Below are 15,698 nucleotides of genomic sequence, written 5' to 3'. Positions count from 1 at the left end.
TACAGTTATCAATAGTTTGCAATGTTAGAGCGGAAAGCCCTCCTTGGCAATAACCTCGTATATCTGCTCTATTTTCATTTTGATAGTTCTTTTGGGTGCAAATATACAAAGATTTCTTATATAAAATCACTTCTACTAAAAAAAAATCCCAAAATATTTGGAACTTATTGAAAATGTTTTTATCTTTGCACCGTCAGAACATCTGTTTTGGCTATCCGGGTAGAATCCCGCGAGGGGCAAGGCTTTATCGATACTGCCCATTTAAAAACCACCTTCCGGGGTGGTTTTTTATTTTGTATATTTCACCATAAAGTATTTGATATATGATTCGCCTAATGTGTCTTTGCGAACAATAGAGATAAATTTCTTTCCTTTTATTACAAGAACCTCTATTGCTTCAGGATTCAGTTCGAAGTAATGCTTTATACTCTTAGCCAATGGGCGAGGTTCATAATTAGAAACCACATGAAGCAACACACGGTTAGTTTGACCAACAGATTCTTTTAAACGATTATCAACCGAGTTCGATCCCGAAATGGTTTTTAAATCAAACAGTTTATATACACCCTTGCGTTCAAAAATAAAGTCAGGCGTTCTAAACCTCTTTGGATTTGGCAATATAAAAACACGATAACCATGCTCAACAGCTTTCCTTGCTGCATTAATCAAATTCTGATAGTCATCACATGTATCACCCGCAGCGCTAAAGATCTTCTCTTCATTCTCAACTGGTTCGAATGCTGGATGTTCAGCAATGCGTCGTAGTTGAGTATAAAAACCTGCTCCACTAAAATTGGGCAAATCTTCCAATAACGTATCAAGATTTTGATATGGAGGCTCGCATACCAACATGCAAGTCTCCTCTAATATAGAATATCCTTCCGTTAAATTCTCTTCAGACATAGTTGATTCATTTACAATTGCAAAGATACAAATAAAAAGCGATGTAACAAAATAATTAGCTAGAAAAATCCCATATTTCTTAAAGAATCTCTCTTAACTCCATTATATCGAGCATATGGTATTTTACATGATCTATTTCAGCATGCCAGCTCTCGTGGAAATGTCCGTAATACCAACTACTTAAAGGATGATTCTTGCTATAAAGATAATCATAGATCTGGTCCATCACCTGGCGCTCATATCTCACATCGTCTAACAAATCAGCATCGTGTGCAGCCCAACTCTCCAAGAAATTGTGAGATGACAACTCACAAAATGACGGCGAGGTATGGGTTATTACGGTGTCAACAGCACATTGCTGATCTATCGCATTTAGCTTCTCCTTGTTGAATTCAGGAAGCTCGTTTGACCAATAAAGATTTGGCATAAGTGGATCAGCCGGATTGGGCAAATGAAATTTATTAGAAGCCATACGAAGAGTTCTGTCGATGGATGTTGCACCACCTACACAAAGAATCGTATGACCACAAGCCTTAATTACCGAATAATCACATAACGTACGCCAGCGTTGGTGTTTGATTGGTAGTCTATTAAAATAAGCTGGATTATCATGATTTCCTCTTATAAAAGCTATCCAGTTATTGGATTTTGAAAGCCGGTCGCGACAACGATTGTAAACAGCCTCATAATAGCCGGGCCTTTCAAAACCGAATCCACAATCACCAGCTACAATGATAAGTGTATCGGTCATTTCATACTGTACGCAGCACTTAAATACGAGCTGAGTAAAATCACCATGAATATCGCCACTAACTACGATTTTCTTGGCGCGAGGGTATTCTACAATATTGCAGTCTCTGTTCACTATTTTTATTTGTATTATTGCATGCAAAGATACACCAAATAAGTGAAATAAAGAAAAAAACTAAGAATAAAAATAATCGTCTTTCAACAAAAACAAGGGTTTAGAGAGAATGATTCAGCTTTTGGCAGGGGTAAGGTAAAATCCATTCCGCTCGGCTTTGCCGCTTCGTTTACGAAGAACTTTTTCTAGGGTAGTACAGTTTTCCCCTCTATAGCTCCATGTTGAGTGGTAGTTCGGAATTTCCGAACAACCACTGTCTCGTTTAATTCCTTGTCCTCAAAGGATACTTTTCTCATCAAATCCTTTCCGGCCGAATTCTTCTTGTAATTGTCGCGCCACTGTCGCGACAATTTTATGAGGGAATAATCATCATTTCTTGCCAATTTTATGAGGGAATAATCACCACTTCTTGCCAATTTTATGAGGGAATATTCGCCTATTTCTGATAAAGAGAACCGATCCTACTGATACCGCCTAAGGCCAGAGCCACATTCTTTCTGGTTGCTTTTGGGTAGTTGTTTCGCCCTTTTGATTACTATATTCCCCGCATCATTATTTAATACGAATAAACCTAACATTTGTTTATGGCTTAGGCTTGTAAACTCCGCTAAAATGCAAAAAACGAACCTCTAAACTCCGCTAAAATGCATGTAGTGGTGATAGCACCACACCGCACGCCGCACGCCGCAACTTTTTGGTTTTGCGGTGTGGATGGGTGCGATGGTGGAGGTAGATTAATTAGTATTATAAATATTATATATTATTATATATATTATAATATATATAATAATATATAATATTCTAAAGACAAGATGCTGCGAGTGTGAAGTACGGAAAAGTTGCGGCGTGCGGCGTGCGGTGTGGAGGTAAGCACAGGAGACGAGGTTGTACTTATTTGAGCGAAATCCGTAATTTTTTCGCCTCAAAAATTACGGTTCTTAGCGTATAAAATGGATAACCAAAATATTTTTGCTTTTTGATTAAAAAAGTGGCTAAAATATTTGGTAGTTTGAGATATTTTTTGTACCTTTGCAGTGCATTAAGAAAGATACACTTCTCTTGCAACGTTAATCAAAAACAAAGCGCGCACAACTTTTGAGAGACACAAACAACACTTAGTTATTAACCATTTTAAAATTAAAACACACAACATTATGGCAAAGATTTTTTATCTGTTGAAGCAGAACAACATCAAGAACTCGAAGATTTACGGTAAGTGGTTTGCCCACGGAAAAGCCATCGAAACACTGAACACCCGAAAGATGGCCAACCACATCTCGAAGCACGGAAGCATCTACACCCCAGACGTGGTATTCGGAGTGCTGGAGAAATTCAGAAGCTGTCTGCTGGAAATGCTCCTGAACTCGAAACGAGTAAAGATCGACGGTCTGGGCATCTTCTTCACCACCTTCGAGAACGAGAAAGGTGGAGCCCTGAAGAAGGAGGATTTCTCGCCAGCCAAGAACCTGAAGGCCCTGCACATTAGATTCCTACCCGACCAGGAGGCTGAGACCAACATCTCGAGCAGGGAGTTTATCAAGAAGGCAGAGTTTGTGAATGCAGAAACATTTGCAGGACAGCTGACCGAGGAAGAGGATGAACCAAGTAACAGTGGCGGTGGTGGTAGCCAGGGCGGTAATACCGGCGGAAACACTGGTGGCAATACCGGAGGCAATAGCGGTGGCGGCAACACCGGTGGCGGCGGAAATCATAACGAGCCGATTGGTGATTAAGGGTTTGGGGCGAAAGCCCCAGCCTACTCTACCAATGTAAAAATGAAAAAAATGTAAGAATGAAAAAAACTAAGAAGTTATGAAAAAGAAAGAAACATTGAAGTTTATCGTGCAGATGATAGCGTCGATCGCGACGGCGATAGTGACGGCACTGGGAGCCACCTCGTGTATGGGGTATTAACAAAAGAAACAGAGGATGTCCAACTGGGCACCCTCTGTTTCGTTTTATACGTTGTGATGGAAGATGTACCGCAGGGGTTGGATGATGCGGACGGCGAGACTGATGTCGTCGGTGATGACCTCGGCCTGGCCGCTCAACTCGCCAGTGAACCGTAGTTCACGTCCAACGGTGGTATGCAGGCCCTGGGGCAGTGTGATGGTGGCCACATACACATCCTGATTGGCGACTGCTGAAAGACCGCTTACCGTGCCACGCAGATAGCCAAACTCAAGGTAGGGATAGCCATCGAGCATGATGTTTACACGCTGGCCCTCCTTGACCTTACCGAAGCCTGTGGCAGGCAGAAGCACCTTACCCACAAAGCATGATTTGCGCGACTCGACAACGGAGAAGATATGCTGGCCTGTAGTGATATTCTGATTGACCGCCCACACATTGGTGTACGACAGTTTACCGGATGCTGGGGCCACAAGAGCATAGAGATGCTCCCACTGACCGATGGCCACCTTGAGGGTGTTGAGCGCCGACTGCAGCGTGGCTGTAACGTGCTGCATATCCTGCTGGTACTGCACCTGAAGCTCGGCCAGGCGATTATCTATCTGGGCAATGCTGAGTTGGGTTTGCGAGATGTCGGTGCGCACCTGCTCGACGGAGAGCTGAGCCGAGATCAACGAGCGCTGACTCTGCTCCATTTCGGCATCAGAAGTGAGCTTGCGTTCGTGCAGGCTTTTTTCGCGGTCGCGATCGTGCTTGACCAGATCGGCTTGCTGCTGGCTCATTTCAAGCTGACGTTTGAGATTACTTTCGTGGCGCAACAACGAGGCGTGCTCCTTCTGTGCCGACAGTATCTGCTGGCGATAGATATTGAGGCGAACAGCCTGATTGTAGCTGACGACGGCATCGCAGAACTGATTATAGGCATCCTGCACCACACCCAGGCGCAACGACTGATCGGCAGCGAAGGGGATGGGCTCGCCACTAACCGACAGCTTTCCGACGGCCTGTTTCACACTCACCACATCGTCGGTATTGGCGGTATTCTCGACCACAGCGATGATGGCGCCTTTTGATACCTGCTGACCATCGGCCAGGCGAAGCTCCTGCAAACGGCCATCGGCACGGGCCACAATACGATTGGGAGGGGTATCGCCCGTGACTACCACCCTACCCTGCACCACATCGGGATAACGGAAAATAAAACTGCCAATGACAACCAGCGCCACCACAGCGGCAATGACTGTAATACCATATTTTATCAGCGACGATGGCGGACGCGAGATGATGTCCTGTACCTCGTCGCTATGTAGTTCGATTCTATCTTCTTCCATCATTTTCTGCTAAACATTCAGTTGGTTCTTTACCAGTTCGTAATAGATGCCGCGACGCTCTAACAGCTGGGCGTGATTACCCGACTCGACAATGCGACCCTCGCTCATCACCAGGATATTGTCGGCATCTACCACCGTACTGAGTCGGTGGGCAATGATGAGCGATGTACGGTTATGCAGGAAGCCAGCCAGATTCTGGATGATGGCATGCTCGTTCTGCGCATCGAGCGAGTTGGTAGCCTCGTCGAAGAACACGTAGTCGGGATTCTTATACACGGCACGGGCTATCAGGATGCGCTGCTTCTGCCCCTGACTCAAGCCACTGCCCTCGGCACCAATCTTGGTGTTATAACCCAGCGGCAACTGGCGGATATAATCGTCGATCTCGGCCACGCGGGCTGCCTGCACCAGTCGCTCGGTATCAATCACCTCGAAACCGGCAGCGATATTGCGGGCGATGGTGTCGGAATAGATAAAACCATCCTGCATTACCACACCACAATGCCTGCGCCATGCACGCTTGTCGTAGTTTTCCAGTTCCGACGAGCCAATCACCACCTCGCCGGCATCGGGCTTATAGAAGCCGAGAATCATCTTGAGCAGCGTGGTCTTACCACTACCACTCAGTCCGACAATCGCCGTGGTCTTGCCGTGAGGTATCACCACATCAATATGGTCGAGTGTAGGTTTGTCGTTCAGTTTGTCGTAACGGTAGGTGAGATTCTTGATCAGGATATCACCATCGCCGCTCACCTGGCTGATAAGCTGGCGATCGGGCTGCACCTCGTCGTCCTTCTCGTACACCTCCTGCAGACGCTCCAGACTGAGGCGGGCATCCTGATAGCGATGGATGAAATCGACCAGCTGATTGACTGGACCATTCAGACTACCGATGATATACTGCACCGACAGCATCATACCGAGCGTCATATCGCCACGAAGTACCAGCATGGCCACCAGCGCCGTGATAACCAGATTCTTCACCTCGTTGATGAACGTGGCACCCGACTCCTGATACTGATTGAGCGCCAGGCTCTTGATATTGAGACGGAAGATGCGCGCCTGCACACGCTCCCACTCCCAGCGTTTCTGCTGCTCGCAGGTGTTGAGTTTAATCTCCTGAATACCGTCGATGAGTTGCACAATCTTACCCTGATTGGCCGCGTTCTGGGCGAACAACTTGGTATCGAGCTTGGCACGACGGCGCATGAACAGCAGTACCCAGAGCACATAGAGCGCACTGCCCAGCATGAAGATAAAGAAGATGCGCCAGTCGTAAATGAGGATAACGGCACCGAACACCACGATATTGAACAGCGAGAGTATCAGCGACAGACTGCTACCAGTGAGGAACGTCTGGATACGGTCGTGATCGTCGATACGCTGCAGGATATCACCTGTAAGGCGCGTATCGAAATAGCTGAATGGCAAACGCATCAGCTTGGCCAGATAGTCGGACAAGAGCGACAGGTTTACGCGCGTAGAAACATGTAGCAGTATCCAACTCTGGATAAACTGTACCGAGGTGCTACCTATCATGAGCATCAGCTGCGCAATAAGTACCAGGACGATGAAACCGAGGTCCTGGCGCGAGATACCGAAATCGACGATAGCCTGCGTGAGGAACGGCAATACCAGTTGCAGCAGCGAGACCACCGTGAGCCCTAAGAACAGCTGCGCGATGAGCCGCTTATAAGGTCGCATATACGACAGCAACAGCATGAGACTGCGCTTACGGGCCTTGCGGTCGCTATCATCCTCGACATACTCGTCGCAATTAAAATCGGGTGTTGGCTCCAGCATCAGGGCGATACCAGCGGGCTGTCCTTCTTCGGTATCCGAAGCCCAGTAGCGCAAAAACTCGCGCTCGGTATAGGTGATGCGCTGACCTACAGGATCGGCCACCTTGAACTGTAGCCCCTCTTTGGTTCGCTTCACCTCGTAGAGCACTACAAAATGCCCCTGATTCCAATGCAGGATACACGGAAGCGGAACCTCGTCGACCAACTGTTGCAGCGTAGCTTTCACGCCTGTGGTATGCATGCCTAACTGCTCGGCAGCCTCAGCAACTCCGAGCAGCGACACGCCATCGCGCTGTATATGACACATATCGCGCAACCGTTCCAGCGGATAGTTGCGCCCATAATAGGCCATCACCATGCGTAAGCAGGTTGGGCCACATTCCATCACATCGTGTTGAGTGAATATTGGGAATGGTTTATTCATTTACCTTGTTTTTTAGCAATCTGGCCACAAAGTTAGCAAGAAAATGGCAAATAAAACAATAACTTCAAGTTTGTTAACATTCTGTTAATATTTATTTAAACTACGTTAATTAAAACGGCTATTATTATCGTCATCCAAATTATTTGCTTACATTTGCCAAGGAATAAAAAAACTGTTTTCAAATAATTCAAAAGTACAATTACAAATTAATTAGATCAACAATTATGAAACAATTAGAAAGAGCGCAGCTCAAGGCTGTTAAAGGTGGTGACGGATGGATACTGGTACCTGGTGGTGTTATGAGTTTGATACCTACCACTACACTGATCACTACAACAGGTACAAATGGTAATCAGGATACAAATACTTCTACATCTCTGCTTAATTCTCTGATTAATGCAATCAAGAATAAGATGAATAACAAGAAGTAAAAGTAGAATGTAAAAAACTGCAAGAAAACAAAGTGGCAGCGAGGTAATTCTCACTGCCACTTATTATTTGGGCTTATTTTCTCGGAAGTGTCATCACAAAGCGGGCACCAGCGGTATAAGTGGTGTCGAGCTTCACATCACCACCCAAACGACGGACAAAACTGCGGGCTACCGTGAGTCCGATACCTGTACCATCATAATACTCATCGAGCTGCACAAACTCATCAAAGATACGCTCAGCCTGATCGGCAGGAACACCTATACCTGTATCTTCGACGATGAACTGCACAAGCGTATCGGTAATGCTTACCTTCAAGACGGCACGCTGGTTCTTATCAGCAGCATCATGATGACCATAGGCCTCGGCTGGTGCCGTGAACTTGCGTGCATTATCGAGCAACAACGCGAGCGCACGAACAGCTGCACGCTTATTGGTGGTGATGCGCACCGACGAAACCTCGTCGCCTGCCTGCATCTCGAACGCTAAATGATCGGCATCGGCTATACCCGAAGCGTCGATGGCATCGGTAGCTATCTGTTCAACTGAAACCTGATCGGTAAGGTCGATGACCGTACGACTGCTCACATCCGACAGCTCCAGCATCTTATTAACCAGGTTGGTAATGCGGTTGGTATTTTCGAGAATCTGGTGGTTGGCATCCTGACGCAAGCTCTCGTCGAGATAGGCATCCGAATCCGTGAGCACCTGAGCAAAACCCGAAAGCACATTCAGAGGGGTACGGAACTCGTGCGAAATCTGCTGGATGAACCTGGTCTTCATGCGCGATGCTTCCTCGGCACGGGCATTGGCTATCAACAGCTGCTCATTCTTCTGGTTCAGGCTGACAGCCGCACGACGACGAGTGAAGGCATAAATAAAGAAGAACACCAAAAGCAGCACAATCACAATCAACAGTACAACGATGCGCATCTGGTTGATCTTAGCCTCTTTTTCGGCAATCTCCGCATCCTTCTTACTCATATCATAGATGGTAGCCAACTCGGCTGTCTTGTCACGTCTCTGCCATACCTCAGCCGAATCGAGTCTGTCAAGAATGCGCGTAGCTACGGCAAGGGCAGAGTCGCGATGACCTGCACCCAAATGGGCATCGAACTTTAACTTAACAATACCGTTAAGTGTCTCAAGATCCATCTTCATGCCCAACTGCCCTATCACAGTTTCAACATCATTGATATTTCGTTCGGCCTCCTCATAGCGATGACTACTGGTAAGATATGAAACCGAATTGATACGAGCAACCACCGATTTTGACAAGGGATTCTTCATAAAATCGTCATAGGCCTGAGCAGCCTCCTGATGATGACCTGCCTTTTCGAGGATAAAGGCTTTGACGCAACTGACCTGATAGCAGAACAAGGGGTAATACACCTTATCGACACGAGGATTATCCGCCATATTCTGAAGATATTTTTCGGCACGATTCATCCAGGCCTCTGCCCCATCCCATTGGTGCATATTACAATAAGAAATCATAGCGGCAACGGCGAATTGCGTACGTTTAACCTCCCAATTATGCTGTGCAACAGAGTCGTTTACAGACGTTTTCTCAAACTGATCGATCAGCGACATCACATGCTGCATGTACTTTTCACCCTCGGCTGAACGTTCCAAAAGGATATAGCAAAGTGCCAGATTGTTATAGGCCAACAGATAGCCCGTTTGCAGCAGATAGTGGCGATTGATAAAACTGGTATCAACACTGTTGACCAACTGCTGAGCCCTACGCAACCCCGACTCGTAGTGACGACTCGCGTAGTCAAGCTCAGAGTTATTGGCTGCTATCAGGAAGTGATAGATGCGATCCTGCTCTGTGACGACTGGACGCGCCAAGGCGCTATCAGCAATCACACTGGAACGACTTGCATTACGGGTCATGTAATACGACATATTATAAAAGTCGGCACACATCTGATTGATTTCACCCAGCGCCATCAAACTATCGACGGTACGAGGGATGGAATCAGAATATCGCATGATGTTATGCACACGATCGAATTCCAAATCATGACTCTGCTGAGCATTGTCACACGATGAGAGAAGCATCACGGTTGCTACTAGGCCTATCCATGAAAACTGAAAAGTTTTTTTAAGTAATGACATATGTTGGTACATTTTTGGGCACAAAGATAGCGATAAAAAACAGAAAAACAACATTAAAACCCAAAAATATTTTGAAATCTTCGCATTTTTTTGTAACTTTGCCGCCCAAATATAATATATATAAATAAGATGGCAGAAACAAGTAACAGCATTCTTCAAAAATTAGATGGACTGGAGGCACGATTCGAGGAGGTTTCGACCCTGATTACCGACCCCGCCGTGATTGCCGACCAGCAGAGATTCGTTAAACTGACTAAGGAATACAAGGACCTGGGCGATATTATGGACGCCCGCAAACGTTATATTGCGTGCTTGAACGGTATTAAGGAGGCTAAGGACATTCTGGCTAACGAGACCGACCCTGAGATGAAGGAGATGGCACGCGAGGAGCTGGCTATAAACGAGGAGTTACAGCCACAGCTGGAGGAGGAAATTAAGATTGCACTGATACCGAAAGACCCAGAAGATGCCAAGAACGTAGAAATGGAGATACGTGCAGGAACAGGTGGCGACGAGGCTGCCCTGTTTGCTGGCGACCTGTTTAAGATGTACAAGAACTACTGCGAGTCGAAGGGCTGGCAGGTGTCGATTACCTACGTATCTGAGGGCGCCGTGGGCGGATTTAAGGAGGTTGACTTCTCGGTAACAGGTGCCGACGTTTACGGTACACTGAAGTACGAGAGTGGTGTACACCGCGTGCAGCGTGTGCCAGTGACCGAGAGCAACGGACGTATGCAGACCAGTGCTGCCACCGTAGCCGTGCTGCCCGAGGCCGACAAGTTTGAGGTACACGTGAACGAGGGTGAGATCAAGTGGGATACCTTCCGTTCGAGTGGTGCCGGTGGTCAGAACGTGAACAAGGTTGAATCGGGTGTACGCTTGCGTTACATGTGGAAGAACCCTAACACTGGCGAGACCGAGGAGATCCTGATTGAGTGTACCGAGACCCGCGACCAGCCTAAGAACAAGGAGCGCGCACTCTCTCGTTTGTACACCTTTATTTATGATAAGGAGCACCAGAAGTACGTGGACGATATCGCTAACCGTCGTAAGAGTCTGGTTTCTACCGGCGACCGTTCGGCTAAAATCCGCACCTACAACTTCCCACAGGGTCGTGTAACCGATCACCGCATCGGCTATACCACACACGATCTGCAGGGTTTCCTGGGTGGCGATATTCAGGCCATGATTGATGCGCTGACCGTAGCTGAGAATGCTGAGCGCATGAAGGAAAATGAGCTTTAAGACATTAAACATTAAACATTAAAGAATTAAATCAGATATGACCAGAAAAGAACTGATTGAACAGATTCGCGAGAAGCAGAGTTTTCTGTGCGTGGGACTGGACACAGACCTGGACAAGATGCCCAAAGGCCTGAAGGAGATTGTGAAGAAAGAGTATGAGGAGGAAGAGATGACCTTCGGCATGCTGTTTGAGTTTAGCACCCGCATTATTGATGCTACTGCTCCCTACTGTGTGGCCTACAAGCCCAACCTGGCCTTCTACGAGGCTTACGGCATTGAGGGTATGGCTGCTTTCGAGGGCATTATCGAATATCTGCAGGAGAACTATCCCAAGCACCTGATTATAGCCGATGCCAAGCGCGGCGATATCGGTAACACATCGAAGATGTACGCCAAGACTTTCTTTGAGCAGTACAATGTAGATGCGCTGACCGTTGCTCCTTACATGGGCGAAGACAGCGTTACACCATTCCTGGGCTACGACGGCAAATGGGTGGTGCTGCTGGCTCTTACCAGCAATAAGGGCAGCCACGACTTCCAGCTGATGAAGGACGAGAATGGCGAGCGCCTGTTTGAGAAGGTACTGAAGAAGAGTCAGGAATGGGGTAACGACGAGAACATGATGTACGTAGTTGGTGCCACACAGGGACAGATGTTTGAGGACATCCGTAAGCTGGCTCCTAACCACTTCCTGCTGGTTCCTGGCGTTGGTGCTCAGGGCGGCAGTCTGGAGGAGGTTTGCAAGTACGGCATGATTAAGGACTGCGGACTGCTGGTTAACTCTTCTCGCGGCATTATCTACGCCAGCAACGAGAAGGACTTTGACGAGGTGGCTGGACAGAAGGCCCAGGAGCTGCAGCAGCAGATGGCCAAGATCCTGGCAGATGCCGGCATCTGCTAATGGTCAATGTTCAATGTTCAATGTTCAATGTAACAAGTGGGCGAAGTTAAGATCATCAACGACCCGGTTTTCGGGTTTATCAAGATACCACGCGGCATACTCTACGGGATTGTAGAGCACCCGCTTTTTCAGAGGCTGAACCGCATCAATCAGTTGGGGTTGGCCTCTGTGGTGTATCCTGGGGCCAGGCATACGCGATTCCAGCACTCACTGGGTGCTTTCCACCTGATGAGCGAGGCTATACAGAACCTGCAACAGAAGGGACAGTTTATCTTCGACTCGGAAGCCGAGGCGGTACAGGCCGCCATCCTGATGCACGACATCGGTCACGGTCCGTTCTCGCATGTATTGGAGAACACGCTGATTAGCGGCATCAGTCACGAAGAGATTTCGCTGATGATGATGGAGGAGATTAACCGCTCGCTGAACGGACAGCTGAACCTGGCCATATCGATATTCAAAGGCGAGTATCCGAAGAACTTCCTGCACCAGCTGATATCCAGTCAGTTGGATATGGACCGACTGGACTACCTGCGCCGCGACTCGTTCTACACGGGTGTTACCGAGGGCAACATTGGCAGCGCACGTATCATCAAGATGCTGAACGTGGTAGACGATTCGCTTGTAGTAGAACAGAAGGGTATCTACTCGCTGGAGAACTATCTGACCACCCGCCGACTGATGTACTGGCAGGTGTATCTGCACCGCACATGTGTGGCTTACGAGAAGGTGCTGGTAAACATGCTGAACCGCGCCAAGTGGCTGATACGTAACGGCCAGCAGGTGTTTGCATCGCCCGCCCTACTCTACTTCCTGGAGAACGACATCGATGCCGAGTGGTTTGCCACCCATGCCGAAGCGCTGCAGTACTACAGCGAGCTTGACGACAGCGACATCTGGAGTGCCATGAAGGCCTGGAAGCACCACAGCGACAAGATACTGGCCACACTGGCTACCGACATGCTGGATCGCCACATCTTCAAGGTAGAGGTGCTGGAGGAAGAGCCCACAGCCGAGCGCCTTGACGAGCTGAAGCGCAGCATTGCCCAGCACATGGACATACCTTACGAGGACACCCACTATCTGATGAGTCTGAACACCATCCAGAAGGACATGTACAACGTGGATGATGACAAGATACAAATACTTTACAAAAACGGCGAAATCAGAGACATATCGGAAGCCTCGGAGCTGCTAAATGTTCAGTTACTTTCAAAAAAAATACGAAAATATTATCTTTGTTATCAAAGATTTGAAGAAAAATAGTTATCTTTGCACGGATTTTTAAATAATTGCAAACAATATGGAGTTTACAGCCAAACAAATTGCAGAATTGATACAGGGAAGAGTGGAAGGCAATGAGAATGCAGCCGTTCGCACTTTCGCTAAGATTGAAGAGGGTGTTGAGGGCGCCATTTCGTTCCTCTCAAACCCAAAATATACCCATTACATTTACGACACCAAGTCGAGCGTAGTACTGATTAACGAGGATGTAGAACTGGAGCGCCCAGTAAGCTGCACACTGATTCGCGTGAAGAACGCCTACGAATGCGTGGCCAAGCTGTTGCAGTTCTACGAGAGCATGAAGCCTGCCAAGACGGGTATCGACCCGCTGGCATCAATCTCGCCCAAGGCTAAGGTTGGCGAGAACGTGTATATCGGTGCGTTTGCCGTGATTGGCGATGGCGCAGTGATCGGCGACGGCTGTCAGATTTATCCCCACACCGTGATTGGTGATGGCGTACAGGTAGGCCAGAAATGCTTGTTCTACCCCCATGTAACCATCTATCAGGGATGTAAGATTGGAAATAATGTTACAATACACGCAGGTAGCGTGGTAGGTGCCGACGGCTTTGGCTTTGCACCTAACACCGAGGGCTACGATAAGATTCCACAGATTGGTATCGTAGTAATCGAGGATAACGTTGAGATTGGTGCCAACACATGTATCGACCGCAGCACCATGGGACAGACCACCATCCGCAAGGGTGTGAAGCTGGACAACCTGATTCAGGTGGCTCACAACTGTGAGATTGGCGAGAACACCGTGATGAGTGCCCAGGTAGGACTGGCAGGCAGCACCAAGATTGGTGCCTGGTGTATGGTTGGCGGACAGGCTGGATTTGCCGGACACATCCAGGTGGCCGACAAGACCTTTGTAGGTGCCCAGTGTGGTGTGATCAGCAACACCAAGGGTAATGGTGAGCAGCTGATTGGTTCGCCCGCCGTTAATCCAAAGATGTACTTCAAGGCACGCGCCATCGACGCCAAGCTGCCCGACATGTATCGCCAGGTAGCCGCCCTGCAGCGCGAAATCGACGCCCTCAAGGCCCAAATCGAGAAATAAAAGAAAATAAATGATATGAAACAGAAAACACTGAAAGGCAGCTTTTCTTTGTTCGGAAAAGGTCTGCATACAGGTTTGAACCTGACCGTTACATTCAACCCTGCACCCGAGAATACAGGTTATAAGATTCAGCGAATCGACCTGGAGGGTCAGCCTATCATCGACGCCATTGCCGAGAACGTAATCGATACCCAGCGCGGTACCGTACTGGCTAAGGGCGATGCGCGCGTTTCGACCGTTGAACATGGTTTGTCGGCCCTCTATGCACTGGGCATCGACAACTGCTTGATTCAGGTAAACGGTCCTGAGTTCCCTATCCTCGACGGTTCGGCCATCCTCTACGTCAACAAGATTCAGGAGGTAGGCATCGAGGAGCAGAACGCACCCAAGGATTACTATATCATCCGCAAGAAGATAGAGATTAAGGACGAGCAGACAGGATCGTGCATCACTATCCTGCCCGACGATGCATTTACCATCACCGCTATGTGTTCGTTCGAGAGTAAGTTTATCAACTCGCAGTTTGCAACACTCGACGACCCCGCTAAGTATGCCACCGAGATTGCCAGCGCACGTACATTCGTGTTTGTACGCGATATCGAGCCTCTGCTGCAGGCCAACCTGATTAAGGGCGGCGACCTGGATAACGCCATCGTTATCTACGAGCGTCAGACCACTCAGGAGCGTCTGGACATGCTGGCTGATATGCTGCACGTTGAGCATCGCGACGCTACCGACCTGGGTTACATTCAGCACAAGCCCCTGCAGTGGGAGAACGAGTGCACACGTCACAAGCTGCTGGATATCATCGGCGATATGGCACTGATTGGCAAGCCCATCAAGGGACGTATCATTGCCACACGTCCAGGACACACTGTTAATAATAAGTTCGCACGCATGATGCGCAAAGAGATTCGTAAGCACGAAATCCAGGCACCTATCTACGATCCGAACGAGGAGCCAATCATGGACGTGAACCGTATTCGCGAACTGCTGCCACACCGCTACCCCATGCAGTTGGTTGACAAGGTGGTAGAGCTGGGCGCAACCACTATCGTAGGTATCAAGAACATCACCGCCAACGAGCCTTTCTTCCAGGGACACTTCCCACAGGAGCCCGTGATGCCAGGTGTGCTGCAGATTGAGGCTATGGCCCAGTGCGGCGGACTGCTGGTACTGAACACCCTGGAGGAGCCCGAGCGCTGGAGCACCTACTTTATGAAGATAGACGATGTGAAGTTCCGTCAGAAGGTAGTACCAGGCGACACCCTGATTTTCAAGGTTGAGCTGCTGGCACCCGTACGTCACGGTATCTCATCGATGAAGGGCTACGTATTCGTAGGCGACCACGTAGTAAGCGAGGCCACCTTCACCGCCCAGATCGTAAAGAATAAATAAAGTTCAAAGTTCAAAGAA

At 48.3% G+C, this 15,698-nt stretch carries 13 protein-coding genes; 8 read left to right on the top strand and 5 right to left on the bottom strand.

Features of this window, described 5'->3' with window-relative positions:
- Window positions 1–288 precede the first annotated feature (288 nt).
- Window positions 289–903 carry a CdiA C-terminal domain-containing protein gene (locus BLR73_RS00410; protein WP_091857857.1) on the bottom strand — a complete coding sequence of 205 codons (615 nt, stop codon included), beginning with the start codon at window positions 901–903 and terminating at the stop codon, window positions 289–291.
- 79 nt (window positions 904–982) lie between these two features.
- Entirely contained in the window at window positions 983–1,768 is a 786-nt protein-coding gene (locus BLR73_RS00405) for a metallophosphoesterase (protein WP_233456442.1), read from the bottom strand.
- A 1,154-nt stretch (window positions 1,769–2,922) separates the two neighbouring features.
- On the opposite strand from BLR73_RS00405, the gene BLR73_RS00395 reads away from it, so the two are divergent.
- Together BLR73_RS00395 and BLR73_RS14225 are read left to right on the top strand one after the other, a co-directional pair.
- Window positions 2,923–3,501, top strand: a complete 579-nt coding sequence (locus BLR73_RS00395; RefSeq protein ID WP_091857851.1) for an HU family DNA-binding protein — start codon at window positions 2,923–2,925, stop codon at window positions 3,499–3,501.
- 79 nt (window positions 3,502–3,580) lie between these two features.
- On the top strand, window positions 3,581–3,682 hold the full coding sequence (locus BLR73_RS14225; protein WP_176763573.1) for a smalltalk protein: 102 nt from the start codon (window positions 3,581–3,583) through the stop codon (window positions 3,680–3,682).
- A gap of 44 nt (window positions 3,683–3,726) precedes the next feature.
- Here the strand turns inward: BLR73_RS14225 and BLR73_RS00390 are convergent, their stop codons facing one another.
- A complete protein-coding gene (locus BLR73_RS00390; protein WP_176763572.1) occupies window positions 3,727–5,010 on the bottom strand; it encodes an HlyD family secretion protein in 1,284 nt (427 codons plus the stop codon).
- Between the two features lie 9 nt (window positions 5,011–5,019).
- Window positions 5,020–7,236 (bottom strand): peptidase domain-containing ABC transporter, encoded by a 2,217-nt coding sequence (locus BLR73_RS00385; RefSeq protein WP_091857844.1) that lies wholly within the window; start codon window positions 7,234–7,236, stop codon window positions 5,020–5,022.
- A 224-nt stretch (window positions 7,237–7,460) separates the two neighbouring features.
- On the opposite strand from BLR73_RS00385, the gene BLR73_RS00380 reads away from it, so the two are divergent.
- Window positions 7,461–7,667, top strand: coding sequence for a hypothetical protein (locus tag BLR73_RS00380; protein ID WP_091857842.1), 207 nt, complete (start codon window positions 7,461–7,463; stop codon window positions 7,665–7,667).
- Between the two features lie 73 nt (window positions 7,668–7,740).
- On the opposite strand, the gene BLR73_RS00375 is transcribed toward BLR73_RS00380, so the two are convergent.
- Window positions 7,741–9,789, bottom strand: coding sequence for a sensor histidine kinase (locus tag BLR73_RS00375; RefSeq protein ID WP_176763571.1), 2,049 nt, complete (start codon window positions 9,787–9,789; stop codon window positions 7,741–7,743).
- A gap of 129 nt (window positions 9,790–9,918) precedes the next feature.
- Here BLR73_RS00375 and prfA point away from each other — a divergent pair, with 129 nt between their 5' ends.
- From prfA to BLR73_RS00350, 5 genes are read left to right on the top strand one after another with little or no spacing between them, the layout of a single operon-like run.
- Window positions 9,919–11,034, top strand: coding sequence for a peptide chain release factor 1 (prfA, locus tag BLR73_RS00370; protein WP_013063878.1), 1,116 nt, complete (start codon window positions 9,919–9,921; stop codon window positions 11,032–11,034).
- A 37-nt stretch (window positions 11,035–11,071) separates the two neighbouring features.
- A complete protein-coding gene (gene pyrF, locus BLR73_RS00365) occupies window positions 11,072–11,935 on the top strand; it encodes an orotidine-5'-phosphate decarboxylase (protein WP_013063298.1) in 864 nt (287 codons plus the stop codon).
- A 36-nt stretch (window positions 11,936–11,971) separates the two neighbouring features.
- Window positions 11,972–13,201: an HD domain-containing protein gene (locus BLR73_RS00360; protein ID WP_091857838.1), complete on the top strand. Its 1,230-nt coding sequence runs from the start codon at window positions 11,972–11,974 to the stop codon at window positions 13,199–13,201.
- Window positions 13,202–13,238: 37 nt separating this feature from the next.
- Window positions 13,239–14,282, top strand: a complete 1,044-nt coding sequence (lpxD, locus tag BLR73_RS00355) for a UDP-3-O-(3-hydroxymyristoyl)glucosamine N-acyltransferase (protein ID WP_028907766.1) — start codon at window positions 13,239–13,241, stop codon at window positions 14,280–14,282.
- Window positions 14,283–14,288: 6 nt separating this feature from the next.
- Window positions 14,289–15,680 (top strand): bifunctional UDP-3-O-[3-hydroxymyristoyl] N-acetylglucosamine deacetylase/3-hydroxyacyl-ACP dehydratase, encoded by a 1,392-nt coding sequence (locus BLR73_RS00350; protein ID WP_091857835.1) that lies wholly within the window; start codon window positions 14,289–14,291, stop codon window positions 15,678–15,680.
- Window positions 15,681–15,698 lie beyond the last annotated feature (18 nt).

Origin of the sequence: Prevotella sp. khp1, from assembly GCF_900102205.1 — a bacterium.
Classification (GTDB): domain Bacteria; phylum Bacteroidota; class Bacteroidia; order Bacteroidales; family Bacteroidaceae; genus Prevotella; species Prevotella ruminicola.
The sequence above is the reverse complement of the archived record's forward strand: the minus strand, read 5'-3'. Positions and strand labels throughout refer to the sequence as shown.